Below are 26,334 nucleotides of genomic sequence, written 5' to 3' on the forward strand. Positions count from 1 at the left end.
ACTGTCTTTTATAAAATATTGAAACTGACCATTTCATAAGGGTCAGTTTCTTGTTTATGATAAGAAAAAAAGTAGGAGTGCGTGCTATGATCACCCAAAGTGAGGTAAGAGCATATTTAAACCGTTTAGGCATTTCGGATATTCAGGAACCGACAAAGGAATATTTGTTCGAGCTGCATAAAGCCCACGTGGCACGAATACCTTGGCAGACCTTGGATATTTTTGCTGGGAAACCGACATCCATCGATATACAGGAATCCGTACAACTTATGATCCATCATCGAAGCGGTTATTGTTTTCATCTGAATGGAGCCTTTACCGCGCTTCTTCGAGCCTTAGGTTATAAGGTATCTTGGCATCGGGCAGGAGTACAGCCTTTAGGGCAAGAACCACGGATTAACGGCTTCCATCTCGGGATAACGGTAAGTTTATTGAATGAACAACTTGGGGAAGAAGAGCGGTGGCTCGTGGATGTCGGACTTGGCGATATGCCATGGGAACCGATCCCATTGAAATTTGGACAATACATACAGGGACCTTTTCAATATGCGATTGAGCCGTCTCGCATAACGGATGATGGCTGGAGGCTGATCCATGATCCCCATTATTCATATGTAGGCGTAGATTATGCCCCTGATGTTGTGAACAGCTTGGAACTATTTAAATCAAACCATGAATTTTATAGCCGATCACCGGAATCCCCGTGGATGGAGCTGTTCATTGTTAGGCAACGGCACGAGCAGGGCATGAACGAGCTCAAAGGCTGCATATGGAGAAAGTGGAGCGGCAATACCCTGGATAAGATAGAGATTTCATCGAAGTCGGAATGGTTCGAGATCCTGGCGGACATATTTAATGAGCCGCTCGTCAACTATTCCATGATCGAACGGGACCTGATATGGGATAAGGTTTACAGGCAGCATCAGAATTGGAGGAAGCTTATGGAGAATGAGCAAGTATAGAAGGAACCGAATGATTCACTTTATCTCAGTTCTCCAACTGATCCTCAGCGGCATAGAACACGCTAAACTAATCTATCACTTGAGTAACCGGAAACGCAGATGATAAGATGGTACATAAAATTCGTGTTGTGAAGCACCGTCTTATTGCTTCATAACCTAGCTGTAAGGAGATCTATAGTCATGGCAACCATCGAAGATTTTACCAAGCTGGATATTCGGATCGGGACGATCGTGGAAGCAGAGCCATTCCCGGAAGCGCGCGTTCCCGCCATCAAAATGAAGATTGATTTCGGCCCGCTCGGGATCAAGCGCACCAGTGCCCAAATTACGAATCGATATGATGCGGACACCATCATAGGTAATCAAGTCGTCGCTATCGTCAATTTTCCGCCTAGACGCATAGCTGGCTATCAATCCGAAGTGCTTGTCCTCGGCGGGGTACCGGAGCAGGGAGACGTTGTGCTTCTGAAGCCGGATGTTGATCTGCCGAATGGTACTCCCATCGCTTAAACCTATTTCATCAGTCGGTCCGGTCGCTTGCGGCTTGGACCGACTAGATGAACCTCACCTCGTTGCGTCTCTTCAACAATTTAGCGGCTCCTTCCGCAATTTTCTGAACACCGATTTCGATGAGTTCCTCCTTCACCTGAGATACGCTTAGTCGTATCATGGATTCGTTCTTAAACTCAGGCAAGAACATGCTGCTGGCATCCTGAGCATATACGTTCTCATTCTCCAGATAGTGAACCAATTGATATGCTTTTAATGGTTCTGGCAGCTGGATCGTGGAATAAAATCCGGAAGGCGAACCCGTATAGGATAAGAAGGGCGGCAGGTGATTTTGGTAAGCCTGCTGGAGCAGAGCCCCTTTTTTACTATAGGTCTGCCTCATCCTCTGAATATGTGCTCGGAACATCCCGTTCTTTAGATAAATTTCGAGGGCGCCTTGCATGAGCACCGGACTGTGTATGTCCGCCGCGTGCTTCGCCCGCTGGAATATTTCACTCATCGCTTCGGGGATCACAGCCAAGCCCAGCCGTAGTCCGGGGAGCATGACTTTGGAAAAGCTCTTCGTGTAGATCACCCTGCCAGAGGGATCGAAGGCAAACATCGGATCATGTTTCGAATCCGGATCCAAATCTCCCATGTAGTCATCCTCGATGATATAGACATCATACTTCTGCGCAAGCTCTACTATCCTCTTTTTCTCCACATTGGTATAACTGTAGCCTGTTGGGTTATGGAACCTTGAGACCGTATAGAAAAACTTGATATCCCGAGTTTTAAAAATGTCCTCCAACCGCCCAAAGTCGATGCCGTTCTTCGTAACCTCTATCCCGTATGTCACGGCTTGATGAATCTTGAGGGAGTCCATCATGCTAAAGTGCGTGGGTTGCTCCACGCAAATATTGTTCTTTCCGTTAGGAAAAGGAAGGGAGATCAGCAGATGCAGCGCTTGCTGCGAACCGGACACAACAAAGATCCTTTCAGGAATCGTGAAGACCTGCAAGTCGATTAAATGCCGGGCTAACTCAACACGAAGTGACTGCAAACCCGGAATTTGGGAATAGGTGAATAACTCTTCTTTATATATTTCAATCGCTTGGTTCATGCAATGCTGAAAGTCTCGGTAGGGCATGACTGTTTTGTCAGGTCCCGCAGATCGAAAATCGATCACTTGGTCCGCTGGGTTCGAGAGGTTTATGTTTCCTCTGCCCTCCACGACATAGTAACCACTCTTGGGAACAGCATAGATAATATGTCTCTTTTCCAATTCAGCATAGGCCCGTATGGCTGTATTTTTACTGCATGAATAGGATTCTGTCAAAGCGCGGATGGATGGCAGTTTGCTGCCGGGTTTCAATAAACCATCCAGTATTTGGCGTTCAACTGACTGAATAATGTCGGTGTATTTCATATCTCGTTATACCTCCATTCGATCTGTACGGGTACAGAGCCGGAAAACATGCATTCTCACAACAACATGCTATAAGTATACTCTACAATACAGCAAGGGTTTGATTCGATATTGTTTTAATTGAGAAGGCAGGGATCATGATGGAGGTTTCTCTGTGGAGCTTACTTGCTATTGCACTCATAGAAACCGGGATTGCGATTCAAAGGAAACAACATGCCAAGCTGTTGATGTTGATTGGGATGGATTGTGTGCTGATCATGATCATTTTCATCGTTAGGAGAACGATGTAATGACGATTAATACGGGGGTTGAGGAGTGGGATCGATGCATTTTAAATGGACATGGCTCTTCTTGTGCCTGATTGTGATGGTAATCCTTACGGGCTGTGACCGCATCAAGGAATCGGATCCGGGAGAGATTGTGAAACAGTATGTGGAATGGTGGGAGCAGGGCAGCTACGAATCGATGTATGATGTGCTGTCACTGGAGTCTAGACAGAAGATGACAAAAGAGGATTTTATAACACGATTTCGGAACATTTATGAGGGGATTGGAGCAGAAGACCTCACCATCACGACAGACTTTACGGCTCAGGATGCAAGCGAAACAAGGGATGAGCGAGTGTTCTATCCCTATCAAATCCAATTGGAAACATCGGCAGGTCGGGTGCAGGCAGAAGGTTCGTTTGAGCTATTAAAAGAGGAGGATCCAACCGAGACTAAGAAGCTGTCTTGGCGAATGGTGTGGCAACCTTCCTTGATATTGCCGGCTATGGATGCCTTGGATAAGGTGAACGTGCAGACGTTACCATCCAGCAGGGGCGAGATTTTGGATCGTAACGGTCACGGTCTGGCCATTAATGGCACGATTGAGGTCATCGGTATCGTTCCGGGTAAGCTCGGCGCCGATGGAGAACAGACCTTGGTTGAATTAGCTGAACGCCTGGGGATTTCGACCGAGATTATGAAGCGTAAGCTTGATGCGCCGTGGGTGAAAGACGATTTGTTCGTACCCATCTTGAACCTCAATGCCCAGCAGGGCAGAATGGATTACAGTGATCTGCCAGGCGTTATAAAGAAGAAGGAACGTGCTCGAGTCTACCCTTACGGCGCGGCGGCAGCACATCTAACAGGCTACATCCGACAAGTGACAGAGGAGGATTTGGTCCATGCGCCCGAGGCGCAGTATGGACCGACTGAACTTATAGGTAAATCAGGATCCGAGCAGGTATATAATGAAGTGCTGCGTGGCCGGGACGGTAAGCGGATCTCGATCGTGGATTCCTCGGGTAAGGTCAAAGAAATCGTAGCCGAGAAGGAAGCGGTAGATGGTCAGGATATTCGTTTAACCATTGATGCTGAACTTCAAAAATCCATATTTGCTTCATTTCGTGAGGATGCAGGTACCGCAGCAGCCATCAACCCCAAGACCGGAGAAATCTTGGCATTGGTTAACAGCCCGTCCTATGATCCCAATGCTTTCATTGTTGGATTATCGACAGAGCAGTGGGATGAGTGGAACCACAATCCGGATAAACCGCTATTGAATCGATTCACGAAGCTGTACGCTCCGGGCTCGGTATTTAAACCGATCACGGCTGCGGTTGGTCTGAAGCTTGGGGTTACTACCCCTGGAAAGGTCAGGGAGATCCACGGCTTGCGTTGGTCCAAAGACCCGAGCTGGGGAAATTATTACGTGACACGCGTGAAGGAAGTACCCGTCCTGAATCTGAGAGATGCTCTTGTGTATTCAGATAACATCTATCTGGCACAGGAAGCATTGGAGATGGGTGCGGATCCTTTTCTGAAGGAAGCTGTAAAATTCGGGTTCGAAGAGGGATTGCCGCTTCCATTCCCTTTCCCGAAAGCAAGCTTGGCTAATGAGGGGATCAAGAACGAAATTCAACTCGCGGACTCCGGATATGGTCAAGGTGAAGTACTCATGAGTCCTTTACATTTGGCATTGGCCTATACTCCCTTCATTAATGGCGGGAAGCTGATTCAGCCTGTACTGGATTTATCAGAGCAGGAGAACAAGCCTCAGAAGACAAGAGAGGTGTTGGATTCGGACACTGCCGGAATCATCAAGCGTATGCTCGTCGATGTGGTTCAGGATCCAAAAGGCAGCGGACACGGTGCTGATCTATCGGGCATTGAGCTTGCAGGGAAGACGGGAACCGCCGAACTGAAAATCAGCAAAGGCGAAAAAGGACAGGAGAACGGATGGTTCGTTGCGTTTGACACGAGGGAGTCCAAGCTTCTCCTTGCGATGATGATAGAGCATGTTGAAGATCGGGGAGGCAGCGGGTATGTCGTGAACAAAGTCGCGCCGATCTTGCAAAAATATTACGAAAAAAAATAGCCTTGAAAATAAGCTGACGAAAAGTTCTTGTTATGCGAATTGGACGGTTGTAATATGGAATAAAACTAGTCGGAGATGATCTTATGAGTAAGATTCAATTCTCAGTCCAAGTTCGATTGGTATCCGATCTTACCCGTTCCAAACAGTTCTATGAAGAAGTACTGGGTTGCGAAGTGAATGACGTATGGGCGGTCAGGGATGATTTTGCGCTCGGATTCAAGCTGATTCAGGCGGAATCCCGCGCTGATGTCACACCCAATCCAGCGGGGAAGGACCATGCGACGCGCTGGGATACATACGCTTACGTGGGTACACATTATGATTTGGATGCGTTGTATGAAGAACTGACCTCCAGGGGGGCCGAAGTGGCACAGGAACCTGTATTCATGGAAGCGGACTGGGGCGTGTGGAAGGATTTTGCGATTCAAGATCCAGACGGCTACGTAATTGGATTTGGCTCCGGGATAAAGGACTAGGTGGGTGCGATGTCGGACATTGATATGAAGCAGGTCCTTATCAGCAGCGACCCTTCGCTGTTGGATTTGGATGCCATTGTACATTTTTTGCGGCGAAGCTACTGGGCTAATGAGCGTTCTGACCAAAAAATCAAAACATCGTTAGAAGGTTCTACGTGCTTCGGGGCATATTACGCCAACCGACAGATCGGTTTTGCTCGTGTGGTAAGTGATGGCGCAACCGTCTATTGGCTGTGTGATGTATTTGTGGATGAGGCATATCGTGGAATTGGCGTGGGGAAGAAATTAATCGAATCGATTACGACCCACGAGGATTACCGAAATGTATTCGGTATATTGGCAACGCGGGATGCCCATGGTCTGTATGAGCAATACGGTTTTGTCCGCGATCATGGAAAAACATTGACTCGTATGCCGGATTTTCTGCGGAAGGATTAGTTAGAAGGGGGATTCCTCAATGATTATATGGGTTAACGGCGCATTCGGTTCGGGGAAGACCCAGGCTGCGCATGAGCTTCAGCGAAGAATCCCGAACTCGTTCGTGTACGATCCGGAAAATGCAGGTTACTTCATTCGCGATAATGTGCCAAGAGATGCCAAACGCGATGACTTTCAGCATTATCCGATGTGGAGGGAGTTTAATTACTCCATGTTTAAGTATATGGACCAGGAATCGGATCAATTGATCATTGCTCCGATGACCATTACAAACGCGGAATATTTCGATGAAATCGTTGGTAATTTGAGACGTGATGGCGTGAAAGTAGAGCATTTTACATTGTGCGCTTCCAAGGAAGTGCTCCTTAGACGGCTGCGGAGCAGAGGGGAAGGTTCGAATTCATGGGCCGCACAACAAATTGACCGGTGTATCAGCGGATTCTCGAATGAAGTGTTTCAGCATCATATCGACACGGATCATCTATCGATCGATGAAGTGGTAGAAACGATCGGTGCTTTGGCAAATGTGAAGCTGTTGCCTGATCATCGCAGCTCCGCCAAGAAGAAACTCGATCGAATCAAAACCAAATTTGCGCACATCCGATTTTTTGGATAACAAGTGGATGGATTTTCACATTTGAAGGTTTATTCGAAAGTTCGTAGTGTAGAGTTTTAGCGATAGCGGGAATATAACTAAAGAAAAGGCGATTTCTCATATTGGGAAGTCGTCTTTTTCTGTCTGTAAGGTAACAGAAAATCTAACCGCCAAAATATTTTATATGCAGCTAAATATTTTTCCTTAATGAAAAACAAGCTATATATATACGAATATTCTCAATGAAATCAAGAAAAAATGGAGAAATACAATTAAAATGAGATCTGCGAAATTATAAAATTCCATTGACAAAATCCTAAAGATGGATTATTTTTTGTGCATAGGAATTAAAGTTGCATTTGAGCAAAATAATTGGATCGCGGCAGGACGAGGTTTGAGAATGTCCGGGATCGTCTAAGGATTGAGCAAACTCATTATTGATGTGGAGTGGAGGAGAAGAAGAAGATGAAGAAGAGGACGAATAGAAACAGGATATTATTAGGGGCAGCCGCCATTCTGAGTTTGCTGCTGGTGTTAACCGCTTGCGCTACGGGAGAAGTGAAGCAGGAAGGAACAGCGGGTGAACAAGGGGATAAGAAAATCCGAGTGGTTACAACCATTGGACAGATTGCGGAACCCATCTCCGTTATTGGGGGAGATCGGGTCGAGGTACTGAGCTTGATGGGGCCTGGCGTCGATCCGCATTTATATAATGCTACCCAAGGCGATATCAAGAAACTGGATAGTGGCGATGTTATTTTCTATAGCGGGCTTCATCTCGAAGGCAACATGACGGAAATATTCGAACAGATCGGTAAGAACAAACCTGTACTGGCGATTGCAGATGCCATCCCGAAGGATCAATTGCTGCAGGATGATACGCAGGCCATTGATCCCCATGTGTGGTTTGACATCGATTTGTGGAAAGTGTCTTTGGATTCGGCTGTAGAGGAGCTGAAGTCCCTTGCTCCGAATGACGCTGACTATTTTGAAGAGAACAAGCAGAAGTATTTTGCCCAGCTGGATGAATTGAAAGCCGAGGCCAAGGATAAGTTGAGTCAAATTCCGGAAGAACAGCGGGTGATGGTTACCGCTCATGATGCCTTTGGGTATTTCGGCCGTTTGCATGGTCTGGAGGTAGTTGGACTGCAAGGATTGAGTACGGAGGATGAAATCGGCCTCTCGGACATTAACGGAACGATCGATATCCTGCTGCAGCACAAGGTGCCTGCCGTATTCGTTGAGAGCAGCGTCAATCCAGCTTCCATTAATGCCGTTATTGAAGGTGCTGCCAAGAATGGGCTGGATATAAAGCTTGGAGGAGAGCTTTTCTCCGATGCCATGGGCGAAGCGGGAACAACGGAAGGAACTTATATCGGAATGTATCGTCATAATGTCGAAACCATCTATCATGCATTAACAGGAAGTGGTGAATAAAATGTCTGTACTTCAAGTTCAAGACCTCAATGCATCCTATCGTAAAAATAAAGTGCTCCACCAAGTCTCCTTTCATGTGGAACAAGGCTCTTTAACCAGCATTGTCGGGCCAAACGGCGCCGGTAAATCAACGCTGTTAAAGGTCATGCTGGAGCTTCACCCCAAGCTGTCCGGGAATGTGTCATTCTTTGGATCAAGCTTAAGCAAAACCAAGACCCGTGTCGGCTATGTGCCGCAGCGCGGATCCGTGGACTGGGATTTCCCGACCGATGCACTGGATGTTGTCATGATGGGTCTATACGGCCGGGTGGGCTGGCTGAAACGACCGAACAAAAACCATAAGGAAAAAGCGATGGCATCGCTGGATCAAATGGGCATGGCGGACTTTGCCGACCGCCAGATCAGCCAGCTCTCCGGCGGACAGCAGCAGCGCGTATTCCTCGCTAGGGCGCTTGTCCAGGATGCCGACCTCTATTTCATGGATGAACCGTTAGCTGGTGTTGATGCGGCAACCGAGCGGGCGATTATGACCACGCTGAAGGATCTAAAAATGGCCGGTAAAACGGTCATGGTGGTCCATCATGATCTGCAGACGGTTGAGGATTATTTCGACCATGTGCTGCTTCTGAACCGTACGGTCATTGCACATGGGAAGACGGAAGATGTATTCACGAAGGAACATGTATACCGCGCCTACGGCGGTTCGCTTCGCTGGATGAAGGAGGCGTAATTCATGCTGAATTCATTATTATCTCCGAACACGCAATGGGTGCTATTGAGCACATTAATTCTGGGCATGGCAGCCGGCATGATCGGCTGTCTCGCCTATTGGAAGCGGCAAAGTTTGATGAGTGACGCATTGTCTCATGCGGCTCTTCCGGGTGTCGTGGTTGCATTTGCATTGACCGGAAGCAAGAATCTGCTGGTGATGATACTCGGAGCTGCTGTCAGTGCCTTAATCGGAGCCTGGATGATCCAGTGGATCCGTACTTCCAGCCGCATTAAGGAAGATACGGCCATGGGCATGATTCTATCCGTATTTTTCGGACTGGGCATTATGCTGCTTACCATTGTGAACCGAACAGCGGGCGGGAATCAGAGCGGACTGGATAACTTTATTTTCGGTCAGGCTGCATCCATGGTTCGTAAGGATGTTTTTACGATGCTCATTCTGGCTGCTTTAGTTATTCTGGTTGTCTCGATTGGCTTTAAGGAATGGAAGCTATTCCTGTTTGATCCCGATTTTGCCCGGGGATTAGGGATGAATAGCCGTCTGATGAATTCCCTCTATATGGGGGTGCTTGTTCTTGTCATTGTCATTGGTATTCAGGCCGTTGGCGTCATTTTGATGGCGGCCATGCTGATCATACCTGCCGTAAGCGCAAGATATTGGACTCAATCCTTCAGAATGATGGTCATTTTGTCGGCAATATTTGGTGGCGGCTCCGGGTTTGTCGGCACCTTGGTCAGCACGATCGGAAAAGGATGGCCTACAGGACCGTTTATCGTTGTCGCCTCTTCCGTATTGTTCACGGTTTCTCTGGTCTTCGGTGCCGAGAAAGGACTGCTAATCCAGGCGCTGCAGCTCCGCTCTCAGAAAAAAGAACATATGGACTCCAATAACCCATCGGTTCTAAGTCCGCGGTTGTCCGAAAGGGGGAGCAATCAATGACCTATACAGGATGGATATTGCTAACGGCTTCTCTCGTCGGATTATCTTGCGGTATCGTTGGCGTGTTCCTGATACTGCGCAGAATGGCGATGATGGCCGATGCTATCAGTCATACTGTGCTGCTTGGGATCGTTACGGCTTTTATCGTAACAAGAGAATTAAGCGGACCTCATATGCTGATCGGTGCGATTATTGCCGGATTGCTGACAGCGGTTCTCGTTCAATGGTTTCATTCCCGGGGCGTTCAGCAGGATGCTTCCATCGGTGTTGTATTTACAACCTTGTTTGCGATTGGCGTCATCCTGATTGCAACCCAGGTTGGCAATGCCCATCTGGATACCAAGCATGCCCTCATGGGTGAGATTACGTTTGTGCCTTGGGATGTGATGTACGTTCCTCTATTAGGGGAGGTACCCAAAGCTACCTTCATGCTGGCAGCCGTACTCCTCGTTGTACTGATCGTCATCCTGGCGTTCTATAAGGAATGGAAGATTACGTCCTTTGATCCGGCTTTGGCGGCCAGTATCGGCATTCCTGTCGTGCTCATGCACTATGTATTTATGTCGCTGGTCTCCATCACGACGGTTGCATCGTTTGATGCCGTGGGAGCGATCATGGTGGTGGCTATGCTTATAACACCTGCCGCAGCAGCCTATCTATGGACGGATAAACTCTCCATCATGCTGGTGTTAAGCGGAGTCTTCGGCGTCATTTCTGCATTCATGGGTTACTATGTCGCGTTATGGCTGGACACCTCCATCTCAGGCTCTATGGCATTTGCTACCGGAATTGTATTTATTCTCAGCTTCCTGTTCTCTCCGAGACATGGCGTGCTTTCCCGTTATCTTCATAAATTTAATACACATGGCAGTGAAGAGAAACTGGACGGTGTATCCTGAAATAAGGGATGCTGCATGAAGCTTGGGCGATGAGATGCCCAGGCTTCTTTTTGTCTTCCAAAACATGGGGTGTGTTATAATCAGGAATTAATGCCGTGGTGTGAAGAAGGTTATTTCAAAGGAGTGAGTACATATGCAGATGGAGTCGACAAGACTGGTGATCCGGGATTTTGAGGAGGAGGATTTTGCTAGTATTCATGCCTATGCCTCTGACCCATTAGTGACCGAGTATACGATGTGGGGACCGAATACGGAAGAGGAAACTTTAGAATATATAAAGGAAATCCACCAAATGAAAGAGCAGAGCCCCCGTGACAGCTATGAACTGGCGATCGTGCTAAAAGATAACGGCCAGTTAATCGGCGGTGTAGGTCTTCACCGATCCAAGACAAACGCAGAGCTTGGGTACTGCTTGAATTCCGCCTATTGGCGACAGGGTTATGCTTCGGAAGCTGCTAGCGTGATGTGCCGTTTTGGTTTTCAGGAGCTGGGAGTTCATCGGATTTACGCCACCTGCAGGCCGGGAAACATCGGGTCAGCTGCGGTTATGCGCCATATCGGAATGAAGCAGGAAGGGCTTCTTCGTCAGCACCTATGGTTTAAAGGGGCTTACCATGATTCCTATTTATTCTCCATCCTCAAAGATGAATTCGAAGTTTAAATCTATCACATGGTTAAGGAGCTTCTGCCTGTATGGATAATACCCTATTGTTGATCCGTCATAACGGAATTTCGATTTACGAGGAAGCGTCAGGTAAAGTGTATTATACGAAAGAGAATCATGTGTCCGTTGTTGTTCTGGCTAAGCATGGCGATCGACTGCTGTTGATCCGTCAATATCGCGCCGCCGTGGATGACTACGTCATTCAGTTACCCGGTGGTGGCGTAAGCGAGGAGGAGGATCTGGAATCGGCAGCACGCCGTGAGATGCTGGAGGAAACGGGCTGCACCTGCGGCAAACTTCATTATCTGGGCAAGCTCTATCCGGCGTCCTGGAGATGCAATGAGATTGCCCAGTCGATCTCGATCCACCATGAACTACAATCCGTATGAAGAGCCGTGCCGATACAGAACTTGTCTGTATGGGGCGGCTCTTTTTTTCGTGAATGATGGACAAATTCATCATTTATGCCGCGGTGACAAACTTGGCGGCCTTGGAACGAATATAATTCACTATGAGCATAAAGGAGTGTTCGACCCATGGGAAGGCATCTGCTGATCTATGATGTGGAGTGGTGGATTTTAGGTAAACATGCAAAGGTCATTCAACAGTTTCACCCATCCCTGGATCTGATGTCCATCGGGGAATTGGATCGGTATCTGGAACGGCACAGCAGTGAGGATATGAATCAGGCCTATGACCGAATCGGTGCAATGTGCTTGGGAATCGCAGCCTATTGTATTTTCAAGCATATTCGTATCGACGCCTCGGCAGCGGTCTCTTATTATTATTTCAGTCAGAATTACGAAACCTTTCGCGAATGGATCGGTGACGAACTGATCCCCGACCCGGAGTTTCTCAGGCTGGTCATTCCCCGAATCGGCGTAATCGGTGCGATGAATCAACAGCTGACCCAAGCGCTTAGACAGGTGGCTCCGGAGGCTAACGTGGAATATATCGGGCATTTTGTAGACCATCGATTATTCCAACCATGCAAGATATTGAGCAGGGGTAGTGCTCCGTTTGTCATAGGCTGGGCTGGAGATCCTGCGAAACGATCCAAAAATTACGCTACATTATATAAGCATATCCGTGACCATTTCCGCCAAGATGAACGGATTCGATTTATTGAAACAGCCGGAGCTTACTCCTATGAAGAGATGCCTAAATTTTATCATCAGCTGGACCTGCTGCTCATCACTTCGGCAAATGAGGGCAGCGCAGCTCCTGCACTGGAGGCCTACGCATGCGGGGTACCCGTGTTAGGAACAAATGTGGGTAATATTAAAGCTGCGGCTCATCCGGATGCGCACGGCTTGATCTTGGACAGTGACAATCCGGAGAATTTTATCAACATGATCGATCAATGGATGGGAGAGCAGCGTAAGCTGGCTGACATCGGACAGCAGTGCAGACACTACATTGAGTCATATTGGACAATAGAACAAGTAATAGAGCGCTGGTTAAGGGTGTTATTCCAATGGGAGAAGCAGCCGTGAAGGAGGGGAGCCTGTGTTAGATCGAGTATCCGTGCTGATTCCGTATCAATCGGATGGAAACGGACCCAGAGATACAGCGTTTGAGTGGGTATTGGGCTTCTACGCACGGATGATGCCGGAAGTCGAGGTATGTGTAGGCGAAATAGCGGACGCAAGGGAGCTCTTCAGCAGATCCAGGGCGATCAATCGTGCGTATCACCAGTCTACCAAAGACATTATCGTGATTGCGGATAGCGATATCGTATACGACCCGAACCTGTTGAGGAAATCCATCACTTACGTGAACAGCGGGCAGTGGGTCATTCCCTTCAGCCGGATCCTTCGTTTATCCAAAGAAATATCGCATTTGCTGCTGCAGCAAGAAAACATATGGCCATTGACCGTTAAAACTGAAACAGCCGCGGAGCAAGCGACCGCATTTGTTGGCGGATTTAATGTGCTTGGCCGCGAAGCCTATGAAACGGTAGGAGGATATGATGAACGATTTGTCGGTTGGGGCGGGGAAGATGAGGCTTTTGCCTATGCGCTGGATACTTTGGTCGGCAGCCATATCCGCCTGGAAGGGGAAATGGTTCATTTTTGGCATCCATTCGTAGGACCTGACGGGAATCCCAATTACGATTCCAATTATGCGCTGTATCTGCGCTATCTAAAGGCGCGCGGCAATCAGGAAGAGATGCGGCTATTGATTCAGGAAGCATCTTCTCAATAAGGAGGGGTGAATAGCTTATGAGGCTGTCAGTTATTGTACCGGTATTAAATGAAATCACCTTCGTTCCATTGTATATAGAAAGTGCGATCCGTTACGCGGATGAGATTATCATTGCCGACGGTGGCAGCACCGACGGGACCATTGAGGAGATCGAGCGCCTTCAGCAGCGCTATGCGATTCGACTGTTCCATGTCCAGCAGAGCGGAATGCCATACACCGAGGATTGGAACGAATCCGTGGTCCGTAATTTTTTGATTGATCAGGCCCAAGGAGACTGGATCATGAATCTGGATATCGACGAGCTGATGGATGATCGATTCGCTGATGTTTTGCCAGAGCTCGTGAACCGTCAAGACGTGGATATCTATCAGTTTCCCTTCGTTAATTTCTGGGGGGATCCGTGGACGATTCGGATGAATAGCCCTGGCGATGAGCGCTGGTCCAATGATATCACCCGAATGTGGAGGGCCAAGCAAGGAATACGCTATCGTGATGAGAAGCATCACTGCACGCTGGAAGCTGCGGATGGCCGGAGTATATGGAGTATCCCCCGCGGGCGATGCGATGTGAACGTGTATCACTACCACTATGCACTTGGCAACAAAATCAAGTACAATGATAACCGCCGAGGAGATGTCAATGTGCAGATGAATCTCGGACAGCCGGATTGGACATTCAAGCCTGAAGCCTATGATATCGTCACACAGCCTTATGAGGGCAAGCATCCTGAGGTTATCATGAACTATCTAAATCGGCGGGATGCTTTAGGATCTTAACCGAATAATCAAGAAATAACCCCTCCAAGACCTGATTGTAGAATCAGTCATCTTGAAGGGGTTACTTTTATTATTCCGTTGTCATATTGTTGAAGCGTGGACAGACGAGCATAAGTGGCTGACAGCTTGAGTTACCCCGACCCGGTCCAATACCTGCAGATTGGATATTTGAGTTAGCAAGGAATTGAGCTGCTGTTCATGATAGCTTAGGGAATCCACCCAATAATGATCGGAGTGGACCTGCGGGTGGACATCTGTAGAGCCGCAATATACGACTTGATCAAATCGAACCTCCGAGAACAGATCAATCCGGTTTGTAAAATACAGCCGCGGGCCTATTTTTCGGGTTCCTACGATGAGATGGCCATGATATACATGGGTGTACACAATTACTAGCAGATTCTCGTTCTCGCTCAAACCCTTCACAATCTGCTGCCAGCGTCTGGAATTGGTCTCCCAAACGGTAAGACCGAGCACCAGCACCACTTTTGTTCCGGCTTGATTGACTCTAGATGCGATTTCATCCGGACGATCTACCATATGAAAAATGCTATCCGGTCCTTTTGGCGACCTCCACGGTTTGTTCCATTTTTGTTCATAATAGGCTTTATTCTTATTCCATAACTCGTTATAGACATGATTCTTAAGCTTCTTGATCGTAACGCTCCCGTGATGATAAACAAAGGCGTCTTCCACGATGGCCAGGCGGTACCCTGCGTTCCGGACACGTTCACAATAATCATCGTCTTCAAACATCCCGAGTCCATAAGCGGGATCCAGTGCCCCTACACGTTCCCATACATTCCGCCTAATGGCTACACAGAAAAATCCAAGCAGATCGGTATAACGGTATCTTCGCCGGTAATGCTCGTAGAATTCGCTAAGCCAGCGGGGGTGAGCGCCTTGAACAGCATCCCCTATAAAATGATCCAGCGCTTGATCGTTCCCCACGTGATTAGACATCGGACCCGTCATAGCTAACATTTCGTCTTTCTGAAAAGGTCTCAGCAGGCGCGAGATCCAGCTTCCATCCGGAACAAGCGTATCATTATTGAGCAGAATGATAAATTCTCCGCTTGATTGCGCGCATCCCAGCGTGTTGCCAGCGGCAAAACCGAGATTCGTAGGCGAGGTGATCACTTTGATCAGCGGATGATTTTGACTCCTGAGATAGGCGGATGTCTGATCATTTGAGGCATTATCTACGATGATTATCTCCAGGTTCGGATAATGACCCGGTTGAAGGAGTCGATGAAGGCATTGCTGTGTATAAGACCAGTTATTATGAACAACCAGGATTACACTGACTTTGGGGAACAGGTACTGCACGATATCACCATGAAGCACTTCATATCGATGATCCCAGTTGTTGAGCTCGGCAAACTGCTGGCGCTGTTCAATGACGCTATGCTCGGACTGTAGAAGGGCAGCTTCAATTGCCTCTTCAAATTGCGCGGGAGTATCCGCAATCGTGACCAGGTGATCTGCAACGGTTTTCACTTCAGGAAGTTCCGTTGAGATGACCGGCTTGCCTGCTGCCAAATATTCGTACAGCTTAACTGGATTGGTAGCTTGCGTCAGCTCGTTCTTCTTGAACGGAATTAAAGCGACCTGGAAGCGATGCAGATAAGCAGGGAGTTCATGGTACGGCTTCTCACCTAGCAATAATACGTTACTCAGTTCCTCGATCCCCGAGGTGTCACAGCCGAAAGTATTTCCAATGAGGACAAACGTCCAATCCGGCCGACTTCTGGCGAGTGACTCCATCAGCTGAATGTCAAACCAGTCGGATATTGCCCCGTAGTAACCAATTATCGGCTGATGAATAGACTCAAGCTCTGGCAGCGCCTCATCAGGCGGCTTCGAGAAGTGAGCAGTATCTGCTGCATTGCGGATAAGTACAGCCGAAGGATTGTACTGGGAGGCCCAGTCATGCAGATGCTGGGAGGTTGTTACCACGAGCCCCGCTTCTTGCAGCAGCTGTTCTTCCAGCAGAAGCATTGTCTTGTCGTTCGTTGAGAAACCTGCATGATGATCCATGCAGTCGTAGACGATATGATGCTGATCCATAGCGGTAACGAGTGGAGTCCAGAATGGAAGATCCACGATGGAGACCAGTTGGGATAATCCAAATTTATCCCTTACATGCTCTACCGACCACTTCAAATACTGGATATCCCAGTATTCCATTCGATCCCGGTACAAATTCAAAGGCTGATTGGCGCATAAGGTAACCAGCCATATATTACGATCAATATTTTTAACCTTAACCTGACGGCTGATTTCTTCTCTTGACGCTTCCTCTTTTCCTAACCCTACAATCTCGGGATTTACGTAGAACACTCGATGCCCCTGCTGAGCGAATTGCTCTGACATCTGCTGGGGGCGCTGCCATCGGAACTGCCAATCAATGACGGGAAACCGCATGATGTCGTACAACGGCATCGTACCAGGCTCGGGCTGCTCCCCAGCGGGCATGCTTACGTCCACGGCCTGGACAGGTGCCTGATCCATAAGTTGTATGGATCGCGGGTATGTCATTGGTAATGTGTACGCGGGAGTTGGAGGTGGAGCGGATCGCTTCCTTCGGATATATTTCAAAGCAAGTTGGCGCTGTTTCCATTGACGCAAGGCCGAGCGATGGGTTGAAGATTTACGTCGGCGGTAAGGCTTGATTTTATTCAAGGTTAGCCTCCTCTCTGGTGCAAGGGTCTATTTAACAAACTATGTATCATTCCAAATATCTGTATGGGTAGAACACCAGATGAAGGGGAAATACCGGGAAAGATTGGAAAGGGCACCACTGATTGCAGGCTTCCGGTGTCCAGGAATTTAGGCCATTTCCTTATCTTTGACCTTCCAGGTAGCCATTGTCCCGGCATTCACATAAGGTACCAATGACCAAACAAAGGGAGGGGCACTTGTGAGGAGATACTGGAACAGGAGTCTTGATGAGGGATGCAAAGAAATCACAGTCCGAAAAAAGAAAAAGCGTAAAAAAACCTCGTATTCGATATGGAGTAAATTTTTATCTCTGCGTCGAAAGCTCATCCGCAGTATTGCAGGAATCCGATTGCAGATTGCTCGATTGAATGAACGGCTAAATGCGCTTCAAGAGCAGGTGAACGGTTTACGAGGTGGAGCAAGTCCAGGTGCAGGTCCAGGTGCAGGTCCAGGAGTAGGTCCAGGAGTAGGTCCAGGGGTAGGTCCAGGCAGCAGCATCATTGCTTTTTTAAGAGGCAGGTTGAACAGCCGGGTTACAGTGGAAACAACGGCAGGTACCATATTCGGAACGCTGATCGCGATTGGAGAAGATTATGTTCAGATTGCAGAGCCGAACGGTAGTATCGTCATAATCCCGCTCCGCAGTTTCTTGTCTATCGCTTGATAAAAGATGGGAGGAAGCAGATAGTATGGACTTTTCAGAAATTCTGGCTACTTTCGTGGGCAGAACGGTAGAGGTTGTTCAGGTCAATCAATTTCTGCAAGGTCAGTTACGATCCTCAGCAGACGGATTAATTACAGTGGAAGTGGTAAGCTCGAATTATATCCCTACCTCTCAAGTGGTCACTGTGCTTAATGAGAGTATTTCATTCGTGCGCATTCTGCCTCTCTGAAGGATGGCCATGTTTCAGTGTTTCGGTCTCGTCAATCATGGAATTCCTCCATTTCAAGTAATGATGGGGGTGTCGATGCGTCAAGCTGGTCATTCGTAGTCTTCGGTGGTATAGCGCCTCCGCCACGTGGCATAGCTTGTGTGTACCGGATAGCTTCATTAATTGTCCGATATCCTCATACAATCTCCCTTCAAAGAGAGTATGAGGATCCCAGCCGTCGACCTGCTTAAGTATAGGAACATTGAACATGCGCGGAGCTACGGCTGGGGCCTCGTGCAGCAGCACATAAGGAGACAAGGAAGAGGGCGCTGCTTTAACTCCTTGATACACGAGCTGTTTATTTGCGCGTTCCAGCCACTCCGTATGATTAGCATAAACGACGGCCGTATCCTGTTGGCTGCCAGCCTCCCTCAGGAGGATCTCCAGCGCATCAGGAGCAAGCCAGTCATCGGCATCCAGCTCCAATAACCAGGGGGCTTTTGCTATTTTCAATATTTTGTTCAGAGCTCGTGATTTGCCTTTATTCTCTTCTTGCCGAATCAGCTTAATGCGTGGATCCTGAGGCAGTCTCATCAGATAATGTGCGGTCTCTGCATCGGTTGACCCGTCATCGAGAATCACAAGCTCCCATGCCCCGAGGGTCTGCGCTAAAACGGACCGCACAGCCCAAGGAAGATATGCGCCATCATTATAGGTGCACAAAGCAATAGTCACCAGAGGAGGGCAGTCAATATCCGGTGGCTGTGATTGAGCTTGGGCACCAGCTTCGAGAAGAGGGAATAAGGCCTGCCATTCCTCAGCTTCTTTCATCCAGGAGGGCGTCTGGCGTTGAAGGTACAAGAATCCATCGGAATCAACTTCCGTCCATTCATACCGCGTGGATAACTCGAATTGTTTATCGATCAATACGTACCTCTGGAATGGCAACTGCTCTCTAGTTCTGAAACCCGGTGTCTGTCCTGTCATGACAGTCTTCGTGCGCCATAACAGCGGACCACGGGGAATGCGTAAAGGTGAAACGTATCTGTTCCTAGATGGTGACAACTGATCTATACTCGAAGCTGGATTCATGATATAGCCGGCAGAGTACTCGCTACAGGACCTTAGCCAACGTTCAATCTCTTCCTTGGCATGAGGCTGGACAGTATCTCCGGCATGGAGCGTTATGAACCACGGCTTAATCTCCCGGGCAAGTGTCTCATTTAGGATCGATGCGGTCACTTCTTCGCTAGGAATTATCACAGGAAGGGCATCGGGGCAAACGCGTTTTATCGAAGCTGCGGTATTCTCGCTTAAATGGGGATATGAACCTGGAAGAATAAACACCAGCATAACCGTTCAGTTCCTTTCTATCTTGTCTTGGCCGTTGTTAAACCCAATTCGTCAACCCAATCCTGTTTATCGTATGCCCGCAAGCGCTAGGCGGATACAACAGCCTATAACATTCTCTAAGTTGCGACGCTCTAGTAAATCGGGAATAATAGAACCTAGAGGCAAAAGCCGGAACCTTTAGATTGGGGAAAATAAATCAGATGAAATCGACTCATAGTCATATCATTCAGCAAGCTCAAGATTTTGCACGTTCCGTGCATGGACAAGATTCCAGCGGTCATGATTGGTGGCATGTTCAGCGTGTCACCCGCATCGCCCGACTCCTAGCTTATCTTGAAGGGGCGAATGCATACATATGTGAGTTGTCAGCCTACCTGCATGACGTTGCTGATGAGAAGCTGAATGAATCAAAGGAAGCGGGTTACGAGCGGGTTCAGCAATGGTTGAACCAAGCCGGTGTTGAAGCATCTGACCAGGAGAACGTGTTGGAGATTATTAGTACGATGTCGTTCTCAGGCGGAACGGGGAGCGCCATGCGTACATTGGAAGGGCGAATTGTACAGGATGCAGATCGTCTGGATGCGATTGGTGCAATCGGGATTGCCCGTACTTTCGCTTATTCCGGATGGAAGGGTCAAAGCATGTACGATCCATACATTTCCCTTCGGGAGCATATGACACAAGAGGAATATCGAAAAGGCAAAAGCACGGCCGTTAACCATTTCCATGAAAAGCTTCTGAAGCTGAAGGATAAAATGAATACGGAATCGGCAAGGCTGCTGGCAGATGGCAAGCATCAAAGTCTCGAGCTCTTTCTCCAGTTATTCGATAAAGAGTGGGCGATGGGGAATGAAGCCTACCTGCACGAATCCCCGATTCATCGCCGTAATGTATCACGTGTCCATATTGCCTTCGATGATTCAACGGCAGGGTCGTTAAAGATGATGCTGCGCTCGAAACCGGGAGAGATCGTGGTTACATTGGGCGATAACCTTATGGTAGGGCCGCTTCCAAACGACCATGATTTCTCCCGTTCGTTCACTACCCGAAATAAGTGGTTTCAGGAACGATACAGCATTGCGCATGCGGATGACAGGAAGTTAGGGATACTGCAAGCAGCCTTCGCTTGGCTTACTTGGCCCCAGCAGCTGAAGGAGGTGCCGTGCTTGGTTTGGGCAGGGGATTCCGCCTCGGAACAGCTAGGTTTACGCAGGTTGTTGTCTTTGATACCAGATCATCCTGAAGTCATACTGGTAAATGCAACAAGCGTTCATCGTCAGCAAGATCCAAACAGTTGGTATCGGGGTACGTTTGAGATGACTTCAGATAAACTTCAAAACGTTCTGGACACAGCAGAGCAAGTTCCATTGTCGCCGCAGGATCAAGCTGGCTATCGTGCGGATTGGCAGCGTCTCGTAAACGACGATGGGTTCCTGCGCGTCCTTCAAGGCGAGCGGCTGTGCACCGTTCCTGAAGCTTACTATGATGCAGATATACTGCAAGCCGCTTATCGTCTTGAGGCCAGACATGGGTTCTTCAAGAAATCAGCCCGCATTATTGGCGAGGTGATCGGCATGGGTGAATTAACCGTTTCCGACTCTTTTATCGAATATCGGGTTCGTCACCTGATTCAGGAAGGCGCATTAACCTACTCTGGCGAGCTGGATGCCATGCGAAATTACAGCGTATCACTTGTGGATGCATCGACTTCCGAGGAACAGTGGAGCCATGAACAACGCTTGGCTAAGATCGTGAAGCTGAAGTCGCTGCTGCATGAGATGATGGAAATTAACCTTGCAGAGAGTGGATTCATGGACGAACTACGCCAATTGGATGCAGAGGGTCTGGGATCATCTGTTTCCACCAACCAGGAAGCTGTTACGACCAGCATACAATCTCAAATCGAGGACTTTATGAGTTCGTATCAACATCATCAAGAACAACGTATATCCTTGATGGGTTCCCTGGAGAAGGTGTTAACCCAGATCGATGAAACGACTCCGATAGAATAGATGAAACACATTCGAACAAGGCCTTAATTGTTATATCATTCAGACCGAGAAATGAAAGTGGAAAGCGGTGGAGTTATGTTATTTACAGCACAGCAGATTCAAACCATAAGAGAACAAGCGCTTGGGATGGACAAGCGTCGACAAGTAACACCCGAAGTGTTGGCAGCAATATATGATCATCGTTTGTTTCACTTGTTTGTGCCCGATGAGCTTGAAGGAAGAATGACATCGCTGCCGGAGGCTGCGCGCATTTTTCAGGAGAGTGCCAGGATCGACGGCAACCTGGGATGGCTGGTTACGATTGGTGCAGGTGGAGGATTCTTCGCTGCGCTGATGAGCCGGGAGGTGAGCCGCCGCGTATTCGCGCACCGCGAAGCGGTGATTGCGGGCAGCGGGATGTCAACAGGTACGGCAAGACAGGTAGATGGCGGATATATTGTGAACGGCAGCTGGAAGTATTGCAGCGGTTCTACCTATGCAACGACCTTTACAGCCAATGCAGTTATTGAACCGGCTTCCACGGTACAAGATGCAGCTGATGTACCGAATGCGGACCAGGACGAGTCTCATATTCGATCCTTTATTCTGAATCCTGATCAAATCGAGATTCTGGAGGATTGGAATGCCTTCGGACTGCGGGCAACGGCGAGTCATACGATATCTGCTGTGGAGGCGTTCGTGCCGGTGGAGATGACGTTCTCCCTTACGGAAATCCAAGCGTATGAGAACGAAACGATCTATCAATATCCCTTCCTTCCGTTTGCCCAAGTGTCTTTTGCTGGCGTCGCAGCGGGCATCGCCGAGCATTTCCTTGAGGCCGCGGAATCGCTTGCGACACAGCGAGGTAGCTCTTCTCATGTGTTCAGCAAGCTGGAGGAGCGTAAGGCTGCTTTGGAGCTATCTGTTTCGGATTTTTATAAAACGGTGGAAAGCTCATGGGAGGAGCTGCTGCGTAATGGTGAAATATCAAATGCAACGGAAGTAGAGGTAACCGCCCGCAGCATAGCAGCAGCCCAAACCGCGTTATCCTGCGGCCAGCAGATGTTCCCGCTGTTGGGTTTATCCGCTGCGATGGAAGACGCCGATATCAATCGCTGCTGGAGGGATCTTCAGACGGCATGCTCGCATTCGCTGCTAAGAAACTTCTGATGGAGAAGCAAAACCATGAGCTGCATACCAAGCAGCTCATGGTTTTTAGGTTTCGGCATTGCCAGAGTATCTACATTCGCTTCATTTGATAGGATTTTATTTCGCTTATTCGTTAAACCAGGAAATAACGCTGCGATAAAGGCAGGTGGGAGGATGGGGCGCTTGTCAGCCTCTCGCCGTTAACGGTTACCGCATAAGTCACTGGATCGACCATAATTTCTGGTGTCTCACCATTGTGAACCAGATCGGCCTTTCTTACGGTTCGGCAGTTTCGAACAGGCAGTAGCTGTTTGCGCAATCCTAATGGATCAAGCGTGCCCAGCTGCAGGGAGGACTGGGAAACGAATGTTGCGCTTAGTGCAGCCTGCGCTCCGCCATAGCTGCCGAACATCGGCCGATACATATAAGGCTGTGGTGTAGCGATGGAAGCGTTCGGATCGCCCATGACCGCGTGTACAATCATGCCGCTCTTCAGTACGATCTCCGGCTTGGCTCCGAAGAAGGCGGGTTTCCAGAGTACGAGGTCGGCCATTTTCCCGACTTCGATGGAGCCAACGTAATCGGATATGCCATGGGTCATGGCAGGGTTAATGGTGTATTTGGCGATGTAGCGCTTGATTCGGAAATTGTCCGATTTCGTATCCGATCCTAGCGAACCGCGCTGTTGTTTCACTTTGTCCGCCGTTTGCCATGTACGGATAGCGACTTCACCAACACGGCCCATCGCTTGTGAATCGGAGCTGGTCATGCTGATTGCGCCAATGTCATGGAGAATATCTTCAGCCCCAATGGTCTCTGCCCGGATCCTTGATGCGGCAAAGGCAACATCCTCCGGAATACGCGGATCAAGATGATGGCAAATCATCAGCATATCCAGATGTTCGTCAACCGTATTTACCGTATAGGGCATGGTCGGACTGGTCGAGGAAGGGAGGACATTCGGCATGGATGCTACCCGCAGCAGATCAGGGGCGTGACCGCCTCCCGCACCCTCGGTATGATAGGTATGAATCGCCCGGCCGTTAAAGGATCGCAAGCTGTCTTCAACAAAACCCGCTTCATTCAGTGTATCGGTATGGATGTTAACCTGCACATCCAGTTCTTCGGCAACATTTAGACATTTGTCAATCACATAGGGCGTGCTGCCCCAGTCTTCGTGAATTTTGAGTCCGGCCGCACCTGCATGGACTTGTTCCGCCAGCGCTTCCGGACGGCTGCTATTCCCGCGGCCCAGAAAAACCATATTTATCGGAAGAGCATCCGTCGCCTGCAGCATCCGCTGCAGATTCCATACCCCGGAAGTACAATTGGTTGCCAGAGTTCCCGTAGCAGGCCCGGTGCCTCCCCCAACAAAGGTAGTGACACCGCTTTGGAGCGCGATTTCGACTTGCTGTGGACTAATGAAGTGCACATGCGAATCCACACCGCCAGCTGTTACGATCATGTTCTCGGCGGAGATAACTTCGGTGCCCACACCGATAATCATACCTTCGGTGACCCCATCCATCATGAGTGGATTTCCCGCTTTTCCGATACCGCAGATGAACCCGTCCTTGATCCCGATATCCGCTTTAACAATTCCCCAAGTATCGATAATGATGGCATTCGTAATGACCAGATCCAGTGCGCCTTCCGCGCGGGTCGCGAGGGGATGCTGCCCCATGCCGTCACGTATCACTTTACCGCCGCCAAACACGCATTCATCCCCGTAGACGGTATAATCCTTCTCGATCTCAAGCCAGAGGGAGGTGTCGGCCAGCCTAACCCGATCCCCAATTGTTGGCCCGTACATGCTGGCATAGGTAGCACGATCAATTGTTGTCATAAGCTCACCACCCCATTGATTTTTCCGTTCGTTAACCCTGCAAAACCGTGAATCTCCTGGGTGCCGCCAATTTGAACAAGTGTGACCTCCAAGGTTTCCCCGGGTTCGAACCTGGTCGACAATCCGGAAGCAATGTCTAGCCTGTATCCCTGCGTGCCGTTCCGCTCGAATAACAAGGCGGGATTGCATTCGTAAAAATGGAAGTGCGACCCTACCTGAATCGGTCGGTCTCCACTGTTGGTGACTTCACGCGTAATGCGAGGTCGGCCGGGTACCAGCTCAATCGGCTCATCTCGCAGGTCGTATTCGCCTGCAATAATGCCGGGTGCGTCTGACGCGCCTTGAAGAATCGGGTCATGAACGCTGACCAGCTTGGTACCATCCACAAAGGTGGCTTCGACCTGGACTTCCCTAAGCAAGTGGGCGACGCCGTCCATCACTTGATCCGCTGACAGCACATGACGCGCTTTTTCCATTAATTCGGCTACAGACTTACCATCACGAGCTCCTTCAACAACATAACCTGAAATGAGTGCGGCCGCTTCAGGGTAGTTCAATTTCAACCCGCGGGCTAACCGTTTCTGCGCTAATTCCGACGCGAGGAAAAGCAATAATTTGTCTCTTTCCTGGTAAGTGAGATGCATCCTGGCCACTCCTTCACATTGTATTTGTTAGAATACTTTACACACTGAGTGGTGTGTATAAAGATAATGATGCATAATGGTGTTTGTTTTGGATAAATGTAGCACTACCCAAATAAATAGTCAATATTAATGTAAGATATTATTACATTAACTTCACTTCACTATCAGATTTACTCCAAGCGGGATAGAGGATTTCTTATAAGCACAAAAAAAAGACCCTATTCGGGCCTTTCCCATTTTATCGAAACTTGCCGTAATCTTTAATATGCACTTCAACCAAACATTCCACCGGCAGCTTCTGAAGCTCCTTTCGCCAGTTCATCTTTTTCCACTGCGCATAGCCAACGCGGTTACGGACAACCGTTCCTATTCCGAGGTTATCTACCTGATGCTGTTTCATGAGCGTAATGATGGCATCGCCTTTTTTCGAAATATACTTACTGATTCGCTTCTCCAGCTCATGCCGTTCCCGATCATTGCTCAATCTGGCATCGCCGATGTATTCCAGAACAGTGCCGGTCACTTTAATATGATACGTCACTTTGTCAACGCCCTGAGCTCCACGGGTGACTTTCACTTTACGTGAGCTGATCAATGAACTGAACATGACGTTTTCCTTCGCGTCACCGGGCTCCGCTAGTTCAATATTTATTTGGCCATCTCTGAATTTGCCTTTCAGAAAAGCGAAGACCATTGCATCCTGAGGTTCGATCTTCGTTACATAACGATCATCTCGAAATAATGCGATTCCATTCGTCGTAATGTAATTATTCTCATGCTTCTTAAGAATCGGAGCAACAGGATCTATACCCTGATCGAAAAAATCCCTGGCAAAGTTGAATAAAGTTACCTTTGGAATCGTCTGCCCCAGTGCTTCTTTTTCAAGCAGCATGTCGATATATCGACCTGTACGGGGATGCTGCCTGTAATCTTCGATCAAAAGTTCGCCTGCATTACCTTCAACCACACTCACTTTGACCTGTGATGAAATGGAGGGATCCCTGAACAAGGTGTCCAGATGTCCGTGCAGTCCATTTTCCGCCATCGAAAGACCGAACAATACGTTGCGGATCTGCCCGCTTACCAGCAGCATACCCGTTCTCCTGGACATGATCATTTTCGCCTCTTTGCTGCTATTGGCGGTCGCCGTCAATACCTCCCGTTTAGCGGTGGTTTCCGGATCCGCTTGCGGAATGGAGACCGAAATGGCTAGCTTTCCATCCGGCATCAAATCATAACTGGTGGTCTGGATGAAACCCAGGTCTTCCAGAATCCGTTGATCTCCGCAAGCTGATAAAGGGATGATACACAGCAGGAGGAGCAAGTATGAACATTTTTTTAACATATCA

General features: G+C 48.6%; 26 protein-coding genes. 20 read left to right on the forward strand and 6 right to left on the reverse strand.

The genetic code is table 11. The features are described 5' to 3' along the window. Positions 1 to 86 precede the first annotated feature (86 nt). Both MKY82_RS15330 and csaA read left to right on the forward strand, forming a co-directional pair. Positions 87 to 962: an arylamine N-acetyltransferase gene (locus MKY82_RS15330; RefSeq protein ID WP_339296496.1), complete on the forward strand. Its 876-nt coding sequence runs from the start codon at positions 87 to 89 to the stop codon at positions 960 to 962. Between the two features lie 180 nt (positions 963 to 1,142). Next, a complete protein-coding gene (csaA, locus tag MKY82_RS15335; protein WP_071220630.1) occupies positions 1,143 to 1,472 on the forward strand; it encodes a chaperone CsaA in 330 nt (109 codons plus the stop codon). Positions 1,473 to 1,515: 43 nt separating this feature from the next. Here csaA and MKY82_RS15340 read toward each other — a convergent pair whose 3' ends face one another. After that, on the reverse strand, positions 1,516 to 2,880 hold the full coding sequence (locus tag MKY82_RS15340; RefSeq protein ID WP_339296497.1) for a PLP-dependent aminotransferase family protein: 1,365 nt from the start codon (positions 2,878 to 2,880) through the stop codon (positions 1,516 to 1,518). Between the two features lie 137 nt (positions 2,881 to 3,017). Between MKY82_RS15340 and MKY82_RS15345 the strand changes: the two genes are divergently transcribed. The 14 genes from MKY82_RS15345 to MKY82_RS15410 all read left to right on the forward strand — a co-directional run bounded on the left by MKY82_RS15345 (position 3,018) and on the right by MKY82_RS15410 (position 14,406). Further along, positions 3,018 to 3,170: a hypothetical protein gene (locus MKY82_RS15345; RefSeq protein ID WP_194542536.1), complete on the forward strand. Its 153-nt coding sequence runs from the start codon at positions 3,018 to 3,020 to the stop codon at positions 3,168 to 3,170. A 34-nt stretch (positions 3,171 to 3,204) separates the two neighbouring features. Further along, positions 3,205 to 5,241, forward strand: a complete 2,037-nt coding sequence (locus MKY82_RS15350; protein ID WP_339296498.1) for a penicillin-binding transpeptidase domain-containing protein — start codon at positions 3,205 to 3,207, stop codon at positions 5,239 to 5,241. 83 nt (positions 5,242 to 5,324) lie between these two features. Further along, on the forward strand, positions 5,325 to 5,717 hold the full coding sequence (locus MKY82_RS15355; RefSeq protein ID WP_194542538.1) for a VOC family protein: 393 nt from the start codon (positions 5,325 to 5,327) through the stop codon (positions 5,715 to 5,717). Between the two features lie 9 nt (positions 5,718 to 5,726). Then, the gene (locus MKY82_RS15360; RefSeq protein WP_339296499.1) at positions 5,727 to 6,155 is read left to right on the forward strand and encodes a GNAT family N-acetyltransferase; all 429 of its coding nucleotides are present in this window, start codon (positions 5,727 to 5,729) and stop codon (positions 6,153 to 6,155) included. Between the two features lie 19 nt (positions 6,156 to 6,174). Next, a complete protein-coding gene (locus MKY82_RS15365) occupies positions 6,175 to 6,771 on the forward strand; it encodes an AAA family ATPase (RefSeq protein ID WP_339296500.1) in 597 nt (198 codons plus the stop codon). 444 nt (positions 6,772 to 7,215) lie between these two features. After that, complete coding sequence (locus tag MKY82_RS15370; RefSeq protein WP_194542541.1) at positions 7,216 to 8,187, forward strand: zinc ABC transporter substrate-binding protein; 972 nt, start codon at positions 7,216 to 7,218, stop codon at positions 8,185 to 8,187. A gap of 1 nt (position 8,188) precedes the next feature. Continuing rightward, positions 8,189 to 8,917, forward strand: a complete 729-nt coding sequence (locus MKY82_RS15375; RefSeq protein ID WP_339296501.1) for a metal ABC transporter ATP-binding protein — start codon at positions 8,189 to 8,191, stop codon at positions 8,915 to 8,917. A 3-nt stretch (positions 8,918 to 8,920) separates the two neighbouring features. Beyond that, positions 8,921 to 9,859, forward strand: a complete 939-nt coding sequence (locus tag MKY82_RS15380) for a metal ABC transporter permease (protein WP_071220638.1) — start codon at positions 8,921 to 8,923, stop codon at positions 9,857 to 9,859. After that, positions 9,856 to 10,758, forward strand: a complete 903-nt coding sequence (locus tag MKY82_RS15385; RefSeq protein ID WP_339296502.1) for a metal ABC transporter permease — start codon at positions 9,856 to 9,858, stop codon at positions 10,756 to 10,758. Before MKY82_RS15380 ends, MKY82_RS15385 begins: the two co-directional genes overlap by 4 nt. A gap of 133 nt (positions 10,759 to 10,891) precedes the next feature. Then, positions 10,892 to 11,419 carry a GNAT family protein gene (locus MKY82_RS15390; protein WP_339296503.1) on the forward strand — a complete coding sequence of 176 codons (528 nt, stop codon included), beginning with the start codon at positions 10,892 to 10,894 and terminating at the stop codon, positions 11,417 to 11,419. A 32-nt stretch (positions 11,420 to 11,451) separates the two neighbouring features. Beyond that, complete coding sequence (locus tag MKY82_RS15395) at positions 11,452 to 11,811, forward strand: NUDIX hydrolase (RefSeq protein ID WP_339296504.1); 360 nt, start codon at positions 11,452 to 11,454, stop codon at positions 11,809 to 11,811. Positions 11,812 to 11,958: 147 nt separating this feature from the next. Then, positions 11,959 to 12,918 carry a glycosyltransferase family 4 protein gene (locus MKY82_RS15400; protein ID WP_339296505.1) on the forward strand — a complete coding sequence of 320 codons (960 nt, stop codon included), beginning with the start codon at positions 11,959 to 11,961 and terminating at the stop codon, positions 12,916 to 12,918. 13 nt (positions 12,919 to 12,931) lie between these two features. Then, positions 12,932 to 13,630, forward strand: a complete 699-nt coding sequence (locus tag MKY82_RS15405; RefSeq protein WP_339296506.1) for a galactosyltransferase-related protein — start codon at positions 12,932 to 12,934, stop codon at positions 13,628 to 13,630. Between the two features lie 17 nt (positions 13,631 to 13,647). Then, the gene (locus MKY82_RS15410; RefSeq protein ID WP_339223960.1) at positions 13,648 to 14,406 is read left to right on the forward strand and encodes a glycosyltransferase; all 759 of its coding nucleotides are present in this window, start codon (positions 13,648 to 13,650) and stop codon (positions 14,404 to 14,406) included. 81 nt (positions 14,407 to 14,487) lie between these two features. Here MKY82_RS15410 and MKY82_RS15415 read toward each other — a convergent pair whose 3' ends face one another. After that, positions 14,488 to 17,091 carry a glycosyltransferase gene (locus tag MKY82_RS15415; RefSeq protein WP_339296507.1) on the reverse strand — a complete coding sequence of 868 codons (2,604 nt, stop codon included), beginning with the start codon at positions 17,089 to 17,091 and terminating at the stop codon, positions 14,488 to 14,490. Positions 17,092 to 17,329: 238 nt separating this feature from the next. On the opposite strand from MKY82_RS15415, the gene MKY82_RS15420 reads away from it, so the two are divergent. Both MKY82_RS15420 and MKY82_RS15425 read left to right on the forward strand, forming a co-directional pair. Further along, positions 17,330 to 17,794, forward strand: coding sequence for a hypothetical protein (locus tag MKY82_RS15420; protein WP_339296508.1), 465 nt, complete (start codon positions 17,330 to 17,332; stop codon positions 17,792 to 17,794). A 25-nt stretch (positions 17,795 to 17,819) separates the two neighbouring features. Then, positions 17,820 to 18,023: a hypothetical protein gene (locus tag MKY82_RS15425; RefSeq protein WP_071220647.1), complete on the forward strand. Its 204-nt coding sequence runs from the start codon at positions 17,820 to 17,822 to the stop codon at positions 18,021 to 18,023. Here MKY82_RS15425 and MKY82_RS15430 read toward each other — a convergent pair. Beyond that, positions 17,997 to 18,929 (reverse strand): glycosyltransferase family 2 protein, encoded by a 933-nt coding sequence (locus MKY82_RS15430; protein WP_339296509.1) that lies wholly within the window; start codon positions 18,927 to 18,929, stop codon positions 17,997 to 17,999. The two genes, MKY82_RS15425 and MKY82_RS15430, sit on opposite strands and share 27 nt — an antisense overlap. Before the next feature lie 626 nt (positions 18,930 to 19,555). Between MKY82_RS15430 and MKY82_RS15435 the strand changes: the two genes are divergently transcribed. Further along, entirely contained in the window at positions 19,556 to 21,367 is a 1,812-nt protein-coding gene (locus MKY82_RS15435; RefSeq protein WP_339296510.1) for a DUF3658 domain-containing protein, read from the forward strand. Positions 21,368 to 21,442: 75 nt separating this feature from the next. Then, a complete protein-coding gene (locus MKY82_RS15440; protein WP_339296511.1) occupies positions 21,443 to 22,516 on the forward strand; it encodes an acyl-CoA dehydrogenase in 1,074 nt (357 codons plus the stop codon). Positions 22,517 to 22,628: 112 nt separating this feature from the next. On the opposite strand, the gene ureC is transcribed toward MKY82_RS15440, so the two are convergent. The 3 genes from ureC to MKY82_RS15455 all read right to left on the reverse strand — a co-directional run bounded on the left by ureC (position 22,629) and on the right by MKY82_RS15455 (position 26,330). Beyond that, complete coding sequence (gene ureC, locus MKY82_RS15445; RefSeq protein WP_339296512.1) at positions 22,629 to 24,341, reverse strand: urease subunit alpha; 1,713 nt, start codon at positions 24,339 to 24,341, stop codon at positions 22,629 to 22,631. Then, positions 24,338 to 24,985: an urease subunit gamma gene (gene ureA / locus MKY82_RS15450; protein WP_339296513.1), complete on the reverse strand. Its 648-nt coding sequence runs from the start codon at positions 24,983 to 24,985 to the stop codon at positions 24,338 to 24,340. Before ureA ends, ureC begins: the two co-directional genes overlap by 4 nt. Positions 24,986 to 25,223: 238 nt before the next feature. Next, complete coding sequence (locus tag MKY82_RS15455; protein ID WP_220685352.1) at positions 25,224 to 26,330, reverse strand: Ger(x)C family spore germination protein; 1,107 nt, start codon at positions 26,328 to 26,330, stop codon at positions 25,224 to 25,226. Between the last annotated feature and the right edge of the window lie 4 nt (positions 26,331 to 26,334).

This window comes from Paenibacillus sp. FSL W7-1279 (genome assembly GCF_037969845.1).
Classification (GTDB): Bacteria; Bacillota; Bacilli; order Paenibacillales; family Paenibacillaceae; genus Paenibacillus_AQ.

Bases quoted from the DNA above. Each gene is read 5' to 3' on its own strand.
- MKY82_RS15330 (WP_339296496.1), top strand. From the start codon at position 87: ATGATCACCCAAAGTGAGGTAAGAGCATATTTAAACCGTTTAGGCATT.
- csaA (WP_071220630.1), top strand. From the start codon at position 1,143: ATGGCAACCATCGAAGATTTTACCAAGCTGGATATTCGGATCGGGACG.
- MKY82_RS15340 (WP_339296497.1), bottom strand. From the start codon at position 2,880: ATGAAATACACCGACATTATTCAGTCAGTTGAACGCCAAATACTGGAT.
- MKY82_RS15345 (WP_194542536.1), top strand. From the start codon at position 3,018: ATGATGGAGGTTTCTCTGTGGAGCTTACTTGCTATTGCACTCATAGAA.
- MKY82_RS15350 (WP_339296498.1), top strand. From the start codon at position 3,205: ATGCATTTTAAATGGACATGGCTCTTCTTGTGCCTGATTGTGATGGTA.
- MKY82_RS15355 (WP_194542538.1), top strand. From the start codon at position 5,325: ATGAGTAAGATTCAATTCTCAGTCCAAGTTCGATTGGTATCCGATCTT.
- MKY82_RS15360 (WP_339296499.1), top strand. From the start codon at position 5,727: ATGTCGGACATTGATATGAAGCAGGTCCTTATCAGCAGCGACCCTTCG.
- MKY82_RS15365 (WP_339296500.1), top strand. From the start codon at position 6,175: ATGATTATATGGGTTAACGGCGCATTCGGTTCGGGGAAGACCCAGGCT.
- MKY82_RS15370 (WP_194542541.1), top strand. From the start codon at position 7,216: ATGAAGAAGAGGACGAATAGAAACAGGATATTATTAGGGGCAGCCGCC.
- MKY82_RS15375 (WP_339296501.1), top strand. From the start codon at position 8,189: ATGTCTGTACTTCAAGTTCAAGACCTCAATGCATCCTATCGTAAAAAT.
- MKY82_RS15380 (WP_071220638.1), top strand. From the start codon at position 8,921: ATGCTGAATTCATTATTATCTCCGAACACGCAATGGGTGCTATTGAGC.
- MKY82_RS15385 (WP_339296502.1), top strand. From the start codon at position 9,856: ATGACCTATACAGGATGGATATTGCTAACGGCTTCTCTCGTCGGATTA.
- MKY82_RS15390 (WP_339296503.1), top strand. From the start codon at position 10,892: ATGCAGATGGAGTCGACAAGACTGGTGATCCGGGATTTTGAGGAGGAG.
- MKY82_RS15395 (WP_339296504.1), top strand. From the start codon at position 11,452: ATGGATAATACCCTATTGTTGATCCGTCATAACGGAATTTCGATTTAC.
- MKY82_RS15400 (WP_339296505.1), top strand. From the start codon at position 11,959: ATGGGAAGGCATCTGCTGATCTATGATGTGGAGTGGTGGATTTTAGGT.
- MKY82_RS15410 (WP_339223960.1), top strand. From the start codon at position 13,648: ATGAGGCTGTCAGTTATTGTACCGGTATTAAATGAAATCACCTTCGTT.
- MKY82_RS15425 (WP_071220647.1), top strand. From the start codon at position 17,820: ATGGACTTTTCAGAAATTCTGGCTACTTTCGTGGGCAGAACGGTAGAG.
- MKY82_RS15435 (WP_339296510.1), top strand. From the start codon at position 19,556: ATGAAATCGACTCATAGTCATATCATTCAGCAAGCTCAAGATTTTGCA.
- MKY82_RS15440 (WP_339296511.1), top strand. From the start codon at position 21,443: ATGTTATTTACAGCACAGCAGATTCAAACCATAAGAGAACAAGCGCTT.
- ureC (WP_339296512.1), bottom strand. From the start codon at position 24,341: ATGACAACAATTGATCGTGCTACCTATGCCAGCATGTACGGGCCAACA.
- ureA (WP_339296513.1), bottom strand. From the start codon at position 24,985: ATGCATCTCACTTACCAGGAAAGAGACAAATTATTGCTTTTCCTCGCG.
- MKY82_RS15455 (WP_220685352.1), bottom strand. From the start codon at position 26,330: ATGTTAAAAAAATGTTCATACTTGCTCCTCCTGCTGTGTATCATCCCT.